The sequence below is a fragment of the Rhodococcus sp. IEGM 1241 genome (assembly GCF_033142365.1).
Lineage (GTDB): Bacteria > Actinomycetota > Actinomycetes > Mycobacteriales > Mycobacteriaceae > Rhodococcus_F > Rhodococcus_F erythropolis.
In genome coordinates this window covers 1-16,950 of sequence record NZ_JAWLSE010000003.1, presented here as the reverse complement: position 1 = coordinate 16,950, position 16,950 = coordinate 1, and the positions used below count along the sequence as shown (strand labels likewise).

Sequence of the window (16,950 nt, the reverse complement as noted above, 5' to 3'; positions counted from 1 at the left end):
GATGGAGCAATCGGCCGACTACTGGCGCGGAGCAGGTGAGCGCATCGAGACGTTGTTACAGGCCAATGCCGGTGCAGGCCCGGTGGCCAGGGATCGCGCCGAGCAACTGGTCCGCGAGGTCGTGCAGTTGTACGGCGCCGCACTCGAACGCACCGTCGCACTGGCGGATCCGGCCATGATGGATGCGATGGTTCGCGACGATCTGGTGTCGAGCCTCCTACTGGTGCACGGACTTCACCCGCACGACGTCGAGACCCGCGTACGCACTGCGCTCGACAGCGTGCGTCCGTACCTCGGCTCGCACGGCGGGGACGTCGAACTGATCGAGGTGGCGGACGGCGTGGTGCGGCTACGGCTTCTCGGAAGCTGTAACAGTTGCCCTTCGTCGTCGGTGACCCTCGAAACCGCGGTCCAGGACGCGGTGCAGGCGGCGGCACCCGAGACAACCGGAATCGACGTCGAAACACCGGATTCGCACGAGCTGAAGTCGGGTGTGATCTCGGTCGAGTCCCTGTTCTCGCACGTACACGCCGACGGGGGAGGCGCGCACTGGGTGGAGGTCCCTGAATTTGCCGAAGTCGACGCGGGTGAGGTCGCGGGCTTCCGGGTATCGGATACCGATCTGTTGGTCTGCCGCTCCGGTGACGATCTGTACGCGTATCGCGACCATTGCCCCGTATGTGACCATTCGATGGCGGGGGCTGTGCTCGAACGCATGATGGGCCTTCCTGTCCGAGACGCCGCCGTCCTTACCTGTCCGACGTGCTCTGCCCACTTCAGCGTGTACGGAGCGGGAGCGCGGGTCGGCACCGGCTCCGAGCACCTGGCGCCTCTGCCGGTGCTTATTCGCGACGGTGTGCTCTCGGTCGCGCTTGCCGACGATTCCGTGTTGCCGGTGACCTAGCCGTGGACGAAGCCTGGTCATGAAAACCACTGTGGGAGAGGTACTCACGCGAATCGCCTCGACGCGCGCCGTTCCGACCGGGCCGCTGTGTGAGATGTGCGCGGCGGGCATAGGTGACGAACACCAACACGTCGTGGACGTACAGGTCCGGAGCCTGATGTGCGTGTGCCGTCCCTGCTATCTGCTCTTTGCGCCGGTCGACGCGGATCTCCGATACAAAGCGGTTCCCGATCGGTATCTCGAATTTCCGGGCTTCGAACTCGCCCCTGGCCGGTGGGAGTCCCTGGAAATTCCCGTCGGCCTGGCATTCTTCTTTCGGAACTCACTCCTCGACAAGTACATAGTCTTCTATCCGGGACCTGCCGGAGCTACCGAATCCGAGCTGCCCATCGACTCGTTCGAGACTGTGCTCGCGGAGAATCCGGGGCTCTCGCAGATGCGGGCCGACGTCGAGGCGTTGATTGTCTCGGTGCCCGCGTCAGGACAATCGCCGAGATGCTTCGTTGTTCCGATCGACGCCTGCTACGAGCTGGTGGGCAGGCTGCGCACAGTGTGGCGCGGATTCGACGGGGGCCAGGATGCCGCGCGCGCGGTGGACGAGTTCTTCGGGCGCGTCGAGGCGCGAAGCAGGTCGGCATGACCGTCCTCGACTTCTCGGTCGACAACGTGGAGGTGGAACCGTATGCGGTTACACCAAATCTGACGGTGAGATTGAGGATGTCGGAGACTACCGGCGCGACCGTCCGAGCAGTCGCTCTACGCGCACAGGTTCGAATCGAACCGCACCGCCGGCCGTACTCCGACGAGGAAGGCGACGCCCTGCGCGATTTGTTCGGTCCGCGGGAGCGTTGGTCGAGTACGCTGCGAACCTTCTTGTGGATGGAGTGTTCCGCGGTCGTTCAGGGATTCACGGAAACAACGGTCGCGGCCTTACCCATGGCGTGTACGTACGACTTCTCGGTGACGGCGTCGAAGTATATGCACGCACTCCGTGACGGAACGATTCCGATCGTGGTTCTACTGAGCGGAACCGTATTCACCGACGGGCAGCGCGGTTTCTCGGTACAGCAGATCCCGTGGGACAGATCTGCTGCCTACGAATTGCCGGTCGACGTGTGGAAACAGCTGATGGCCACGCATTATCCGGCCTCTGGTTGGGTACGCCTCGACCATGAGACGATTGCCGATCTCGTGCGATTCAAGGCAGCGCACGGCTTCACGGACCTCGAATCAGCCGTGCGGCAGTTGCTCACGGCGAGCGAGGTGCCCCGATGACCCGAACTGAGATGGATCACGACGTTCGGGCCGTGGCCGACGCTGTCCTGTACGAGGGATATCTTCTCTATCCTTACCGGGCCGGCTCGGCGAAGAATCAATCCCGTTGGCAGTTCGGGGTTCTCGGACCGCCCGGCGCCGCCGGTGACGGAGTCGGCGAGGAACCGTCGATGTCCGCCCAATGTCTGCTCGGCGAACTCGAGCGGAACGGCGCCGAAGTAACGGCGACGGTGAGATTTTTGCACCACCAGTCGCGGACGGTTGAACGACTCGGCGCCGGCGGCGCGTGGATTCCGGTGGATCGGTTGGTCGTCGACGGGCACGAGGCGATCTCGTGGGACGAAGCCACCGAATCCGAGATCGTCTTGGGTCCGTGGGGTCTGGACGAACTCGAGGCCGGCGTCGAAGAATCCTTCTGTGCGGCGGGAGTTGTCGACGGAGAGACTCTGGCGGATTCTCGGGGCCGGGTAGTCGGACGGGTCGTTCGGACACGGCTTCCGGTGACTGGCCGCTTGGAATTGAACGCCTCCGCAGGGGACAGACGCAGGGTGATCTCCGTGAGCATCATGAACGACACGAGCGTCGACATGAGGGACAAGGGCACGGCCACGGCGCAGTCGATGCTCGGCACTCACGTCATTTTGACCTGCGCAGGCTCGAAGTTCGTGTCGTTGTTCGATGAACCAGATCACTCGGAGCCGCTGCGCCAAAATCGCTGTTATCCAGTGCTCGCGGGGACCGAGGATCCGACTCACCCCGGTACATCGCCCACCGTTCTGGTGTCACCGATCATCTTGTACGACTTTCCCGAGATTGCGCCGCAGAGCGAAGGATCCCTGTTCGACTCGACGGAGATCGACGAAATTCTCACGCTGAGAATTCTGGCCATGACCGAAGAGGAAAAGGCGCGGGCGCGGGCGACCGACTCGAAAGCTGCCGACATCATCGACCGATGTGAAAGCTTGACGGCCGACGATCTAGCCGGCCTGCACGGCGTGCTGCGAGATTCGAATGCCGGTTCTGATCTGATACCCGAGGTGCCTGACGGCGTGGACTGGTGGACGCCGGAAGCCGACACCAGTGTTCAACCACGCACCGACGCAGTTTTGATCAACGGCGTCCGCGTCTGCGGTGGAAGTACGGTTCGGCTTCACCCCTCACGTCGCGCTGATGCTCAGGACCTGTTCTTCGACGGCCGGATCGCCCACGTCGCCACCATTCATGAAGACGTGGACGGCGACATTCATGTTGGGGTGACGCTCTTGGACGACCCGGCCGCCGATCTGCACAACTGGTACGGCCGCTACCTGTACTTCGCGCCGGACGAGATAGAGCCGGTGCCGCGAGACGGCGCGAGTTGACGTACTTCACGCTGTCGGACTTCACAGCTTTCGGACTTCACTGCTATCGAGAGGAGAACCCGCCATGAGGAGCATGGGATTGCTGTCGACGGCACTTCTCGGCGCCACCGCGATCGCAGCCGCGATCGTTCTGGTGGTGTCGATGCCGGACATCCAGCGCTATCTGCGAATGCGAAAGATGTAAAGCACTGTGCGCGTGCTGATTGCAGGCGTCGGAAACATATTTCTCGAAGACGACGGATTCGGCCCCGAAGTTGTTCGAGCGTTGCAGCATGAGAATCTCCCGACGGGGGTTCGCCTGGTCGACTACGGGATTCGTGGTGTGCATCTGGCATACGACTTGTTGGAGTCGTGGGACGCGCTGGTGCTGATCGACGCATTACCGGTGACCGGAGTGCCGGGGAAGCTTGCGATCATCGAAGTGGACCCAGAAAGTGAAGGCTCGCAAGGAGGTTTCGACGCACATTCCATGCATCCGAGTTCGGTGTTTGCCAGCCTGCAGGCCCTCGGCGGAACACTCCCGCGGACGTTCGTGGTGGGGGCACACGCGAAATCGGTCGGCGACGGAATCGGATTGAGCACAGAGATGCGTGATTCGGTAGGGCAAGCCGCCTCTGCGGTGATGGCACTCGTCCGGTCGATCGACGTGGATTGTGATGCCACCACTTTGGGGCCGGAGGTGTGAGTCATGTGTCTGGGGATTCCGGGACGGGTACGCGAACTACTGGACGGATACGGCGGTCAACTCGCCCTCGTCGACGTGGAAGGTGCACCGCGCAAGGTCAACATCGGGATGCTCGACGAAGGCACCGTCACGGCAGGTGACTGGGTGGTGATCCACATGGGCTTTGCAGTCGAGAAGGTCGACGAACAGGGAGCACAGCGCGCCCGGGCCGGCCTCGAACTGATGGGCCGTGGTCAAGACGGTGAGATCGACGAGTCCGGTACTCGTACCGGCGAGGTCGGGACATGATGGTCGCCAGCCGTGTCATCGTTCGTGGCGTAGTCCAGGGGGTGGGATTCCGGCCGTTCGTTCACGCGACTGCGACCGAACTGGGACTGTCGGGTTCGGTGGGAAATTCTGCTCTCGGGGTCGTGATCGACATCGAAGGCGACGGACAGGCAATCGATGCGTTTGTCGCTCGGGTGCGAAACCGCCCCCCACCGCTGGCACGAGTGGAGTCGATAGAGCGCGAGGACTCGCCGCCGCTAGGTCGTCAGGGGTTTTGCATCATCGAGACGGATGCGGGGGCGGTCGGGCGAACCTTGGCGCCGGCCGATGTCGGGATCTGCGACGACTGCCTGCGGGAGCTGACTGATCCGAGCGATCGGCGATATCGTCATCCCTTCATCACCTGCACCAATTGTGGTCCACGATTCACGATCATCGAGTCGATGCCCTACGACCGGGCCGCTACGACGATGAAGCGGTTCCCGTTGTGCGCGAACTGTGCGGCGGAGTACGTGGATCCCTCCGACCGCCGGTTTCATGCGCAACCGATTGCCTGCCCGGAGTGCGGTCCAACGCTTTCGTTCGTGGAAGGCGACGCGCCCACGGAGACCGGCGAGGGTGCACTGCTACGAGCCCGATCGCTGCTACGAGACGGGAAGATTCTTGCTGTCAAGGGAATTGGAGGATTCCACTTGGCCTGCGATGCGCGTGATGATCGCGTGGTTCACGAATTGCGTGACCGCAAGCATCGACCGAGCAAGCCGTTGGCGGTGATGGTGCGCGATGTGAGAGAAGCCAGAGCGCTGGGTGTGGTCGGGGATGCCGAGGCCGATGCCATGTCCTCGCGCGAGCGTCCCATAGTGCTGGTTGCCAAAGCGTCTGGATACACGCCGTCTCCCTCGATTGCCCCAGGCATTCCGGACATCGGAATCATGCTGGCCTACAATCCGATTCAGCATCTTCTTCTCGGGTTGGCGGGAGACGCTGCGGGCCCCGCGGCGTTGGTGATGACGTCGGCGAACATCGGTGGCGAGCCAATTCTGTATTCCGACGACGATCTCGAACGGGTGGGTGACCTGGCCGACGGGGTGTTGACCCACAACCGTCCGATCTTGATGCCGTGTGACGACTCGGTGATGCGAATAGTCGGCAGTGGACGACAGTTGCTTCGTCGCTCGCGCGGATATGCACCGCTGCCCGTTGCGGCGCCGTTCGATCTACCGCCCACCTTGGCGGTCGGGGCCGATCTGAAGAACACCTTCTGTCTTGCCGAGGGTGCGTATGTCTGGCCGAGTCAGCACATCGGAGACATGGGCGACCTCGCTGTCCTCGACAGTTTTGCTGCCTCGGAGAGTCACTTCGAGTCGATCACCGGAGTAGTGCCGCACCAGATTGCCTGTGACGAGCATCCTCGGTATCGCTCGTCCTCGTGGGCTCGCAGTCGTAGTGGAGACCGACCGGTGCGCGTCGTCGGGCATCACCACGCACATGTGGCTTCCGTGATGGGGGAGAACGGCCGGGACGGGAGCGAACCGGTTCTCGGAATAGCGTTCGACGGCACCGGTTACGGGGCGGACGGCGCAGTGTGGGGAGGGGAATTGCTGCTGGCGACGTACAAGGGTTATCGCCGTCTCGCGCATCTGGGATACGTACCGCTGCCAGGGGGCGATGCCGGAGTGGAACGACCGTACCGAATGGCGCTCGCCCACCTCTGGCATGCCGGGTTGGACTGGGAATCCGACCTCGCGCCGGTGGCGGCCTGTCCGCCACGAGAGCAGTCGGTCCTACTTCACCAGTTGGAAACCGGTTTCGGGTGTGTGGACACCTCGAGCATGGGGCGGTTGTTCGACGCAGTCTCCTCGCTGACCGGGGTTCGTCAGAGCGTCGACTACGAAGCGCAGGCCGCCATCGAGTTGGAGGGCATTTCGAGGGGAGTCGACTGCGCCCCGTCGCGGTACACCTTCGACTGGGTGCAGTCGGACGACGATTCATGGACAGCTGATCCACGGTCGGTCATTCGGGCCGTTGTCCGTGATCTCCGGGCGAAGGTGCCCGCCGACGTGATCGGCGCGCGCTTCCACGAGTCTGTCGCTTACCTCGTAGTCGAGTGGGCAATCCGTGGCCGCGACCTGGCGGGAGTGGACGAGGTAGTTCTCACCGGAGGCGTCTTTCAGAACCCCCTCCTGCTCGTCCGGGCGTGTGCCCTGCTCGGAGAAGCCGGATTCACGCCGTTGACAGGACTGCAGTTACCACCGAACGACGGTGGTCTCGCCTACGGCCAAGTGCTGGTCGGGAGTTCGTCATGAGGTCAGGAGTTGTGCCATGTGCCTAGCCGTACCAGGACGTATCGAGTCCTTGGAGGAACGCGACGGAACGACGATGTCGGTGGTGAACTTCGGTGGCGTCCGAAAAGAAGTGTGCCTCGAATACATTCCGGGCGCCCGAGTCGGCGAGTACGTCGTGGTGCACGTCGGATTCGCGATCCAACGACTCGACGAGGAATCCGCACGCAGCACGCTGGCGGAATTCGAACACCTCGGCGTACTCGAAGAGGAATTCGGTGACGGGTTCGCCAGGGCTGCCCGGGCCGCCGGGATCGAACCGAAGGAGACGGAATCATGAAGTATCTGGACGAGTTCTCCGATCCGGAACTGGCCGGCAAACTGCTGGATCAGATCCGCGCGCTGGCCACGCGCCGATGGGCGATCATGGAAGTGTGTGGTGGTCAGACACATTCGATCATCAGGCACGGCATCGATCAACTACTCCCAGAGCAGATCGAGATGATTCACGGACCTGGTTGCCCGGTCTGCGTCACGCCGCTCGAGATCATCGACAAAGCTCTCGAAATCGCGGCAAAGCCCGATGTCATTTTCTGTTCATTCGGGGACATGTTGCGAGTTCCGGGGAGTTCGTCGGATCTGTTCCGGATCAAGAGCGCCGGCGGCGACGTTCGCGTGGTGTACTCACCGTTGGATGCACTGACTATTGCCAAGGAGAATCCGGACCGGCAAGTGGTGTTCTTCGGGATCGGATTCGAGACCACAGCGCCGGCCAACGCCATGACCGTCTATCAGGCCAATCGCCTGGGTATCAAGAACTTCTCGCTGCTCGTCTCGCACGTTCTGGTCCCGCCGGCAATGGCCGCGATAATGGACTCGCCAGAGTGCCGCGTGCAGGCATTTCTGGCGGCCGGGCATGTGTGCAGTGTGATGGGAACGTCGGAGTACCCGGCCCTCGCCGAGAAGTACAGGGTCCCGATCGTCGTCACCGGATTCGAGCCGCTGGATCTCCTGGAGGGCATCAGAAAGACTGTGCTGCAGTTGGAATCGGGTCGACACGAGGTCGAAAATGCCTACGCCCGTGCTGTCACGGCGGAGGGCAACACCGCAGCGAAAGCGATGCTCGAGGATGTGTTCGCGGTGTCGGACCGGACGTGGCGCGGCATCGGATCGATCCCGGACAGTGGGTGGCAGCTGGCGCCGAAGTATGCGTATTTTGATGCGGAAGAACGTTTTTCGGTGACCGATATCCACACCGACGAGTCGAGTGTCTGCCGGTCCGGTGAAGTATTGCAAGGCTTGATCAAGCCACACGAGTGCAGTGCCTTCGGGAAGGAATGTACTCCGCGGAATCCACTCGGTGCCACGATGGTGTCGTCCGAGGGGGCGTGCGCTGCGTACTACCTGTACCGACGCCTGGAACTGCAGGAGGCGGGTCATGCCGGCTGAGGAGACCGCTGTCGTGGACCTGTCGGCATGGGTGTGCCCACTGCCGCTGCGTGATTCGCCGAACATCGTCATGGGACACGGCGGTGGGGGAGCGATGTCCGCCGAGCTCATCGAGCATCTGTTCCTGCCCTCGTTCGGAAGCGCTGCCGATGCCGAGCTCGGCGACTCGGCTGTATTCGACATCGGCGGGGTGCGGCTCGCCTTCTCAACGGACTCGTACGTCGTGAAACCCATGGTGTTTCCCGGCGGAACGATCGGCGATCTTGCGGTCAACGGAACGGTGAACGACCTGGCGATGGCGGGAGCACAACCCTTGGTGATGTCGACGGCATTCATCCTCGAAGAAGGGACCGCGTTGACCGACATCGCGGGGATCGCGAAGGCGCTCGGGCGGGCTGCGCACGTTGCCGGCGTTCGACTGGTGACGGGTGACACCAAAGTTGTCGATGCCGGTCACGGCGACGGAGTCTTCATCAACACCGCGGGAATCGGGATTGTCGCCGACGGGGTGGACATCAACCCCACTCGCGCACAAGTGGGTGACGTCGTGATCGTCAGCGGCGACATCGGTGTTCACGGGGTGGCCGTGATGAGTTGTCGCGAAGGTCTCGAATTCGGGACCGAGGTGCGCAGTGATTGCGCGTCGCTCAACGGCGTGGTCGCCGACATGATTGCCACCGGCGTCGACATCCATGTCTTGCGCGACCCTACCCGGGGCGGAGTTGCCGCCACCCTCAACGAGATCGCTCAAGCGTCGAACATCGGTGTTGCGCTGGTGGAACGAGATCTGCCGATTCCCGCTGACGTGCGCGACGCCTGTGGGCTACTCGGTTTGGATCCTTTGTACGTCGCCAACGAGGGTAAACTGATCGCCTTCGTTCCGCGAGAAGACTCCGACCGAATTCTGGAAGCGATGCGCGGTAATCCGCTGAGTGCGGGAGCTGCCGTGATCGGGGAGTGCGTGGCCGAACATCGCGGAATGGTGGTGGCGCGTACGGCATTGGGAGGCAATCGGGTAGTGGATTTGCCGGCAGGTGAACAACTTCCGCGGATCTGCTGATGACTGCCGTCGGTATGAACGGGCCGGCGTTGTTTGCCCGCTACGCGTATCCGCCGAACGAGTTGGGTTACTGCGGACCCGACGATCCTTCAGTGCTGCTTCGTCTGGCCAGCGGCAACTCGGGCAGCGGCGACCGTGATCGCGCTCGTCAATTCGACGGTGCGTGGCCGTACCTCGAGGCATTGGCCGCAAGTGCGGGCATCGACGATCCTCTCGATCCGCGAGTGATCGAAGCCTATTGGGTAGGAGGTGATCTCCTCGACTCGCTTGATTCGGGGGCGTTGTTGCAGCACTTGAGGGGGGCATTCGGTGAACGCGAAAACACCGGGTTTCTCCCTGCCCTCGGGGATCGGGACCGCGCGCTCGCGCACCACAGTTTTCACGTATTTCTGGTGTATCCGTGGGTCAAGCTTCTTCGGAAGCGCGGTGCGGTCCCACTGTCCGTCCTCCAGAACTGCCGGATCAGATGGGGAGTGGTCGAGGACGTGAGTGAGGAGCACGCGTTGGTGGTTTCGTCCCCGCTCGAGTTCGACGGTGAGCAACTCGTACGCGGCACGCCGGTGACGCAGCGAGTGCGATGGAGCGTTGACGGCCGCTCACTCGCACCGACGCCCGTCCAGGGCGCCTTGGTGACGATGCACTGGGATTGGCTGTGTGACAACATCACGTCAGAGCAATCACGGGCATTGGATGCCGCGGAAGACTCGGCATTGCGGATCGCGACCCGGATGCTGTCGACGTGACAGGCCCTGTCAGAGCAGGGACCACGGTCTGGAGGATACGCAGGTGTCAGGGCACGAAAAAGGTTCCGAGGCCCGGTGTTCCGATCGCCTGGGGATCGACGTATGCGACGACCTGACCCGAGCCCGGACGAATGGTGACGGGTTGTGCATCCAGTGTCGGAAATGATGCGGATCCGTACGCTCCGGTGCCGAGACTGAGCCAGTGGACGACCGCGGAGTGGGGGTTTCCGTCGCCGGGTGCGCGTTGCACGTGCAGCACGGCGACGCCCGGTTCTTCGCCGACGATCGCTGCAAGGTGGGGAGTGGGCAAGTCGACGAGCGGGACGTAAGGGTCGACCTGGAACGGAACCGTGCTCGGCGCCGCTGCCGCGGTACCCGGCATCATCACGCCGGAGATCGCAAGGGCCGCAAAGACCGCGGCACCGGTACGTGCAAAAGCGTTGAGTGCAGTCATACGATTCGACGCTAGTCGCTTGACCGGCGATTCGGTGCCGTTTCGCGTTTCAATCGGCGGCGGGGTGACGTCGACGCCACCGCCCAGTGGTACGCGAAGGTATTCGGAATGACGATCGAGATATTCGGCCCCACGGTACGCACTGCACTGAAGTTCGGAGATCAGAAGATCAATCCGAGGCCTCTCGGATCGGCGGAGCAAGACCCGGCCTGGACCACCGGCGCCGTCGAGCCAGCAGGTTCCGAGGATTTGTGCTTCATCACTCTTGCGTCGCCTGGAACTGTCCGTGAGCACCTGGAGAACTGTGGGGTCGAGGTGCTCGACGGGCCCGTGACCAAACTGGGTGCCCTCGGCGAGATGGTCTCGCACTATTGTCGCGACCCCGACGGAAACCTTATCGAGATCGCCGTCTACCCGTGAACCAACCACTCCGAGGAGAAATTACTCCAGATTCAATGTCGTCCAGTGCTGCCTCCGCCGGCTGTCGACATCCTTCCCCGCCGTGCACTTGGAATCGGTGTTCGTCACCGGACGTTGCGGGTCCCGCTTTCTCTGATCGTTCGTCCGCGGTCCGCGTCCGTCGGACTGTTCTCTTCAAGATCGCTGATCGAACTGGATTCGAGAAGGTGTCGGACCGGCGTCCGATGGCTTTCGAGGAGGATCTAGCTACTTCCGTCGTCTATCGAGTGAGCGAGGGTGGAGACGGTGCGCTTTCGGTGGGTTGTTGCCGGTTGCACTGTGTCGGGCCAGTCAGCAGTTTCTTCCAGCGCCCAGTCGGCCCATTCGGCGATGTGGTTGAAGTGGCCGATCATGAACCGGTTGGCCAGTGCCATCAGATGATTCTGCTGGGGGAGTGTGCCGGCTTCGGGGGCCGAAATCCGTTGTGCGTGTGAGACGAACAGACTTCGGGACCGAGTTGCCTGTTCGCGCATGGTGGTCAGGTTGGTCCGCAGGTCGGCGATCGTGCCTTGGTTGGCGAAGATCACGCGGATCATGCCTTCGAACTGCAAGGCGGGGGGTGTGGCCTGGGTGGCGAGCCAGTCACTCAGCGCTGTGCGGCCTTCGTCGGTGATGGAGTAGACCGTGCGGGAGCGCTGAGTGCCTTTCGTTACCGTGCTCGCCGTGACCAGACCGCGTTCAAGCAGAATTTTGGGGGCGTTGTATCGCTGTCGGTCTGCGCTGGGCCACAACTCGGCGACCCCGCGTCCGACCTGTTCGGCGATCTCGTATGCCGACCAGTCCTTGACCGTCAGCAGTCCCAGGATCATGTACGAGGTAGGTGTGAGATCACGCTGAGCCACATGGCTCCCTTCGTTCCGCGGTTACATCCGAGCCTACAAGTGCTACTTCCCTTCACCGTTTGCATCCTCGGTGTCGGCGATGTCGTCGGATGTGTCCTGAGCGGGCTTGCCGTAGATGAAGGGGACGAGCGCTGCAGCGACGGCAGAGGCCGGGGCGAAACCATCGGCCGTGGGTGCCAGATTTCCCCACACCACCAAGGTTACGTCGTTGACCGGGTCGTACCCCATGAACGAGTTGTAGCCGGGCAGTTCGCCGATGTGGCCGTACATCGGACCCATTTGAGCGATACCGTATCCGTATCCTGCGGATCCTTCGCCATCTGTGGGTTGCACACTGTTCAAACGCAACTCTTGTGTGGCGGGACTCAGGAGCGAACCGGTTCCCAGAGCTTTGACCCATGTCGCCATGTCGTTTGCAGTCGAAATTCCCTGACCTGCAGACCATGTCCACGAGGGATTGTGCCTAGTGGTGTTGGTCGGTTTTTCGGTGCCTGCGGCGATCGCGTCGAGGCGAGATTGTGGGAGAGCCTCTTTGCCTTCGCCGAGCGTTTCGACGTTGCCACTGTAGGTGTAGCCGTCTGCAAACGGAGTCGGGATGCTGGTGTCGGTGTTCGCAGGAAACGACGTCCCTGCGAGTGCGAGTGGCCCGAAGAATCGGTCCGCGAAGATCTGCTGAATCGGCTTGCCGTCCAGCTGCTCGGCGATCAAGCCGAGGAGAACGGTATTGGTGTTGGAGTAGTGATAACCGGTGTCGGGCGCGAAATACGGCGGCTGGCTCAGCCCCATTGCCAGCAGTTCCTCGGGTGTCCACACCCGCTCCGGTTGCTCGTCGAGCGCCCGGTTTAGTTCGAGGGTTTCGGTGTAGTTGTACAGGCCGCTACGCATGTCGAGTAGGTCGCCGATGGTGATGTTGTCGCCGTTGGGGACATCTGGGCGGAACTTGCTGACCGGATCGGTTACCGCAACCTTGCCTTCGTCGACCAACTGCAGGATGGCCGTACCGGTCCAGGTCTTGGTGTTCGAGCCCACGCGAACCTTGGTGTCCAGAGTGGGAGGCTCGTTCACGCCTTCCCTGACCGAACCCCATGTATTGACGTACTTCTGCGTCGGCGTCGTGATCATGACCACCATTGCGATCTCACGGAACTCTTCTGCCTTCTCGGAGACGACGGAATCCATTGCGGCGCTGTCGAAAGACAAGACGGCGCTGTCCGCAGACCCGGCGGAGGTCGGCGGGGACGACGAGGGGGACTCGGAATCGGTTGCGGACGAACAGGCTGAGAGCAGCAATGCCGTAGCGATGCAGGCCACAGCCACTTTGCTGGTCTTGACGTTGTGAAATGACGTCGACTTCCCAAAAGGGTTCATAGAGGGACTTTAAGCGATACTGCACTCTGCATGCTGCACTTTGCAGTAAATTACGACAAATCAGTCATGCATCCTCAGGAGCGTCCATGCCGCACACCACATCAGTTCGCGCCGTCGCTGCGTTCATCAGCGTCGGAGTAGTCCTCACCGCATGTTCGGCGAAGCCGTCGAATTCCGATTCCGCATCGGCTCCGGCGCAACAGGTTCCCGAGGAGGCAGCCCGCATCATGGCCACCGATCCGTACGCTATGGCTCGGTGGTCCTATCTCTTGGTCGACCCCGCCACCGACGAGGTGGTTTACAGCAACAATGCTGATAGCTCTATGTTTTTGGCTTCCCAGACCAAACATTTCACCGTCGGCACCGCCTACGACACCCTTGGTGTAGACCACACTGTCACCACCCCCGTTTATGCCACTTCTCTCCCCGTCGAGGGCACCCTTACCGGTGATCTGGTGCTGGTCGGCTCCGGTGACCTCGCGCTCGGTGGGCGCAACGCCGCACAAGGCCGATTCGATTTCGCCACCGACGGCATCGACCACGTCTACGCCGATGCCCTGCCAGGAGCCGTTCTCGCGCCCGGTGATCCGCTGGCAGGCCTGAACGATCTCGCACGACAAGTAGCCGACGCCGGCATCACTCGGGTAAACGGCGACGTTCTGGTAGACCCTCGTCTGTGGGACACATACTCGACAGTCGAAGGCCTGGTCCCATCGATTTTCGTCAACGACAACCTCGTCGATATCCAGGCGAGTCCGGGTGCGGTAGGTGAGCCCGCCACCATCGACATGCTTCCCGGTAACGGCCTGTTCCGCGTCGATGCTCAGGTCACCACGGGTGAGGAAGGTAGCGACTCGACTCTGAAGGTTGCGGCCGATCCGTCCGATCCCACCCAGATCAACGTGACCGGGTCCGTGCCGGCTGGAAAGACATCGCTGACTGTCTATCGCATCACCGACGCGCCGACGTGGGCGCGTCAGCTGTTCGTAGAAGCACTGCGACGCAATGGAATCGAGGTTGCATCGGTATCTCGTACGAACAGCACGGCTGCCCTGCCTGTCGATCGGACATATTCAGGAAGTCGACAGGTTGCGAGCCTGCAATCGGCACCAATTTCGGAGTCGGGAGGGATGATTCTCGCGACAAGCTACAACACGGGCGCGAACACTTTCTTGTGTCTGTTGGCAGTAGCGACAGGATCGTCGTCGTGCAGCGACGGTCTGCCCACCGTGCGGGCACTCGCCGAGAAGGCTGGTATTGCAGCATCCGACCTGGTGGTCATGGACGGTCAGGGCGGAGACCCGTCACAATCGACGCCCGCAGCCGTCCTCCAGTGGCTCGACTGGGTGGACCAGCAGCCATGGGCCGATACGTTCTGGGCAGGTCAACCCGTACTCGGTGAGCGAGGTTCGTTGTCGGGCGTGGGAACCGACAGTCCGGCAAAGGGGAAGGTCATCGGTAAGACGGGAACATCCGCCGACGTCGAATCTGACACCGGCAGGTTGATAGTCACTCTTCAAGCGTTGTCGGGTTACATGATCACCCCCGACGATCGCCGACTTCTGTTTGTCGTCGCCGTCAGTGATGCAGTGTTTCCCGACCTGCCTAGGGGAGTGTTCCAAGTCGGGGGAGACGTCGGTGGTGTTGCCGCTGCATTCCAACAAGCACAGACGAATTGACGGGGCGAGTCAGTGGTCCGGCGTTCGGGCGCTCATCCCTTTCGAATGAGGCACGAACGATGTAGGCGCACAGAGTGTCAGCATTGGCGCGCAGCGGTATCGACTGCGTCCCGATGAGAAACGAGTTTTGACATGGGTTCCGTTATCGGAGATCTCCTCCCCATAGCTGTCGGTGTCGCCGTGTCTCCGGTAGCCGTCATCGCCACGATCTTGATGTTGCTCTCCAAGCGCGCGGGTAGCACCAGCATCGGGTTCGCGTTGGGTTGGCTGCTCGGAATCTTCATTGCCACAGTTCTTTTTGTCACCCTGTCCAGTGCCCTCGGTACCTCGGACAATGGACCGTCTGCCACGGTATCGTGGATCAAACTCGCTCTCGGTGTCCTCCTGTTGGCGGTCGGGGTCAAGCAGTGGCGAGGGCGCAGCGGCGAACACGAAACACCGAAGTGGATGCAAGCCATCGACGAGATGACCGCGGTCAAGGGGTTGGGCCTAGGATTCGCGCTCGCCGCGATCAACCCGAAGAATCTGCTGATGTGCATCGCGGCGGGAGTGTCGATCGGCTCGGCGTCGCTGGCGACGAGTGGAGTGATCGCCTCTGTCCTTGTCTTCACGATCATCGCCAGTTCAACGGTCGCGATCCCGGTCATCGGATACCTGGTGGCTGCTGATCGTCTGCGCGAGCCGTTGGCCAAGCTCAAGGTCTGGCTCCAAGACAACAACACCACGGTGATGAGCGTGTTGATCTTGGTCGTCGGAGTTGTTCTGATCGGCAAAGGAATCGGCGGAATCTTCTGATAAGCCCTCTTTCACGTGGTGTGAACGCGGACCGCCGAGGTGGGTGTCCTATCAGGCCAAGTTCACCGCGTAGTCGCCATCGGCGTGGCCGATCAGTTGCCAGCCGCCCTCTATCGGGGACAGTCGGACGTCAGCGAGATTCGTGGTCTCGAGCTGTGGCCGGTCGGTGCCGGGGTACCAGGCTTCGACCTGTCCGGTACCGGTCCCGGTAAACCCGTTGCGCGACAACTCCGTCAGTGTGCCGGGCGCTGCTCGCGGATAAGCACGCGAGAGAGGCCCGGCAAATCCCTCTACGAGCCCGAGTGATTCGCCGGAAGGGCAGTCGATGCGATTCAAATTTCCTTGCGGCTGGTGGGTATTGCCGTCCCGAACCGGGTGGGGGTCACCGCACGCTTGTGTCCACGACCACCACGCGCCGCCCATCCGGTACTTGTCGGTGGCGTCGACGAAGCGGTCGACGTCTGCTCCCTGCTCGCCGGCATCCCCGAACCAACCCCATTCACCCGTCCACAACGGGGCGTCGTACCAGGCGGCAGCGCGGTCGGCGATCTTGAACCCGTCTTCGATTCCGGGGAATTCGCTACTGACTGTTATCGATTCGCTGTAGAGATGTGGCGAGAAGACCACCAGAGGATCGGTCAGGTACTGGCGTGGGGGCAGCGCGTCGAAGCCGAATGCCGACCAGATCGCGCTGGGCTCGAAGAACACGAGGTGCGGAAATCCGCCTGATTCGGCCTGTCTGATGGCGTCGGTGGCCCGCTTGTAGTACTGCCCGATCTGATCAGCGGCGGTGAATGGATCGCGCAGGCCGGGATTCGGTTCGTTCAAAAGGTCGTATCCTGCCACCGCTGGTTCGTCTTTGAACTCGGCGGCCAACCGCGCCCACGTAGCCACGAGGCGACTCTGGATTCCTTGCTCGTCGTCGTAAAACGCCTGGAAGGCATGGGCGATCGCCGGTGCGGCTTCCCGGAGTCCAGCGATATTGCAGGTCGTCCATCCGCCGGTCAGGGTTGCCCACTCCGGTGCGCCGTCCCAGCCGACTCCCGGCTCCATGAAAGACGGGCACGACTGGTCGCTCGGGGTGCCGACGTACGGGCCCCATGCGTCCTGATGCATGTCGAGAACGGTGTAAATGCCGTGATCTTTCGCGTTCTGGACTGCGCCTCGAATCCGGTCGACATACGCAGTGTCGAATGCACCGCGGGTCGGTTCGAGGAGGGACCACGCGACGTTGAGTCGGACGACGTTGATGAATCGCCCTGGGTTCGGTGGAGACTTCTGGCCTTGGAAACGAGGATGGAAGCATGCCGAATGAACGGGTGTCAGG

Annotated in this window: 18 protein-coding genes and 1 pseudogene; 15 read left to right on the top strand and 4 right to left on the bottom strand. The window is 62.1% G+C overall.

Going from position 1 to position 16,950, the window contains the following annotated elements:
• Position 1 precedes the first annotated feature (1 nt).
• From R4P70_RS15015 to R4P70_RS14965, 12 genes are all read left to right on the top strand, one after another.
• A complete protein-coding gene (locus tag R4P70_RS15015) occupies positions 2-904 on the top strand; it encodes a NifU family protein (RefSeq protein ID WP_019748081.1) in 903 nt (300 codons plus the stop codon).
• A 19-nt stretch (positions 905-923) separates the two neighbouring features.
• Positions 924-1,544, top strand: coding sequence for a DUF5947 family protein (locus tag R4P70_RS15010; RefSeq protein WP_166655195.1), 621 nt, complete (start codon positions 924-926; stop codon positions 1,542-1,544).
• A complete protein-coding gene (locus R4P70_RS15005; RefSeq protein ID WP_021344000.1) occupies positions 1,541-2,179 on the top strand; it encodes a DUF6084 family protein in 639 nt (212 codons plus the stop codon). Before R4P70_RS15010 ends, R4P70_RS15005 begins: the two co-directional genes overlap by 4 nt.
• Positions 2,176-3,540 carry a hypothetical protein gene (locus tag R4P70_RS15000; protein ID WP_020969416.1) on the top strand — a complete coding sequence of 455 codons (1,365 nt, stop codon included), beginning with the start codon at positions 2,176-2,178 and terminating at the stop codon, positions 3,538-3,540. The genes R4P70_RS15005 and R4P70_RS15000 overlap by 4 nt, the downstream gene beginning before the upstream one ends.
• 64 nt (positions 3,541-3,604) lie before the next feature.
• The gene (locus tag R4P70_RS32710) at positions 3,605-3,724 is read left to right on the top strand and encodes a DUF6893 family small protein (RefSeq protein WP_003942178.1); all 120 of its coding nucleotides are present in this window, start codon (positions 3,605-3,607) and stop codon (positions 3,722-3,724) included.
• 6 nt (positions 3,725-3,730) lie between these two features.
• Positions 3,731-4,225: a hydrogenase maturation protease gene (locus R4P70_RS14995; RefSeq protein WP_019748085.1), complete on the top strand. Its 495-nt coding sequence runs from the start codon at positions 3,731-3,733 to the stop codon at positions 4,223-4,225.
• 3 nt (positions 4,226-4,228) lie between these two features.
• On the top strand, positions 4,229-4,513 hold the full coding sequence (locus tag R4P70_RS14990) for a HypC/HybG/HupF family hydrogenase formation chaperone (RefSeq protein ID WP_019748086.1): 285 nt from the start codon (positions 4,229-4,231) through the stop codon (positions 4,511-4,513).
• Positions 4,510-6,798 (top strand): carbamoyltransferase HypF, encoded by a 2,289-nt coding sequence (hypF, locus tag R4P70_RS14985; protein ID WP_019748087.1) that lies wholly within the window; start codon positions 4,510-4,512, stop codon positions 6,796-6,798. Before R4P70_RS14990 ends, hypF begins: the two co-directional genes overlap by 4 nt.
• A gap of 16 nt (positions 6,799-6,814) precedes the next feature.
• The gene (locus R4P70_RS14980; RefSeq protein ID WP_020907459.1) at positions 6,815-7,114 is read left to right on the top strand and encodes a HypC/HybG/HupF family hydrogenase formation chaperone; all 300 of its coding nucleotides are present in this window, start codon (positions 6,815-6,817) and stop codon (positions 7,112-7,114) included.
• Entirely contained in the window at positions 7,111-8,223 is a 1,113-nt protein-coding gene (gene hypD, locus R4P70_RS14975) for a hydrogenase formation protein HypD (protein ID WP_021333540.1), read from the top strand. Before R4P70_RS14980 ends, hypD begins: the two co-directional genes overlap by 4 nt.
• On the top strand, positions 8,213-9,283 hold the full coding sequence (gene hypE / locus R4P70_RS14970; protein WP_020969420.1) for a hydrogenase expression/formation protein HypE: 1,071 nt from the start codon (positions 8,213-8,215) through the stop codon (positions 9,281-9,283). Before hypD ends, hypE begins: the two co-directional genes overlap by 11 nt.
• Complete coding sequence (locus R4P70_RS14965; RefSeq protein ID WP_060939616.1) at positions 9,283-10,026, top strand: DUF6390 family protein; 744 nt, start codon at positions 9,283-9,285, stop codon at positions 10,024-10,026. The genes hypE and R4P70_RS14965 overlap by 1 nt, the downstream gene beginning before the upstream one ends.
• Before the next feature lie 46 nt (positions 10,027-10,072).
• On the opposite strand, the gene R4P70_RS14960 is transcribed toward R4P70_RS14965, so the two are convergent.
• Entirely contained in the window at positions 10,073-10,480 is a 408-nt protein-coding gene (locus R4P70_RS14960; protein ID WP_019748092.1) for a hypothetical protein, read from the bottom strand.
• A 57-nt stretch (positions 10,481-10,537) separates the two neighbouring features.
• Here R4P70_RS14960 and R4P70_RS14955 point away from each other — a divergent pair.
• Positions 10,538-10,900 (top strand): annotated as a pseudogene (locus tag R4P70_RS14955) (VOC family protein); the annotation flags it as partial.
• 242 nt (positions 10,901-11,142) lie between these two features.
• Here the strand turns inward: R4P70_RS14955 and R4P70_RS14950 are convergent.
• Both R4P70_RS14950 and R4P70_RS14945 read right to left on the bottom strand, forming a co-directional pair.
• Positions 11,143-11,781, bottom strand: coding sequence for a PadR family transcriptional regulator (locus R4P70_RS14950; protein WP_020969422.1), 639 nt, complete (start codon positions 11,779-11,781; stop codon positions 11,143-11,145).
• A 42-nt stretch (positions 11,782-11,823) separates the two neighbouring features.
• A complete protein-coding gene (locus R4P70_RS14945; RefSeq protein WP_060939615.1) occupies positions 11,824-13,149 on the bottom strand; it encodes a serine hydrolase domain-containing protein in 1,326 nt (441 codons plus the stop codon).
• An 86-nt stretch (positions 13,150-13,235) separates the two neighbouring features.
• On the opposite strand from R4P70_RS14945, the gene R4P70_RS14940 reads away from it, so the two are divergent.
• Both R4P70_RS14940 and R4P70_RS14935 read left to right on the top strand, forming a co-directional pair.
• The gene (locus R4P70_RS14940) at positions 13,236-14,828 is read left to right on the top strand and encodes a D-alanyl-D-alanine carboxypeptidase/D-alanyl-D-alanine-endopeptidase (protein WP_060939614.1); all 1,593 of its coding nucleotides are present in this window, start codon (positions 13,236-13,238) and stop codon (positions 14,826-14,828) included.
• Between the two features lie 132 nt (positions 14,829-14,960).
• Positions 14,961-15,623: a GAP family protein gene (locus R4P70_RS14935; RefSeq protein ID WP_060939613.1), complete on the top strand. Its 663-nt coding sequence runs from the start codon at positions 14,961-14,963 to the stop codon at positions 15,621-15,623.
• 51 nt (positions 15,624-15,674) lie between these two features.
• On the opposite strand, the gene R4P70_RS14930 is transcribed toward R4P70_RS14935, so the two are convergent.
• Positions 15,675-16,950, bottom strand: a 1,276-nt coding sequence (locus R4P70_RS14930) for a glycoside hydrolase family 5 protein (RefSeq protein ID WP_317830957.1), incomplete at its 5' end; no start/stop codon positions are given.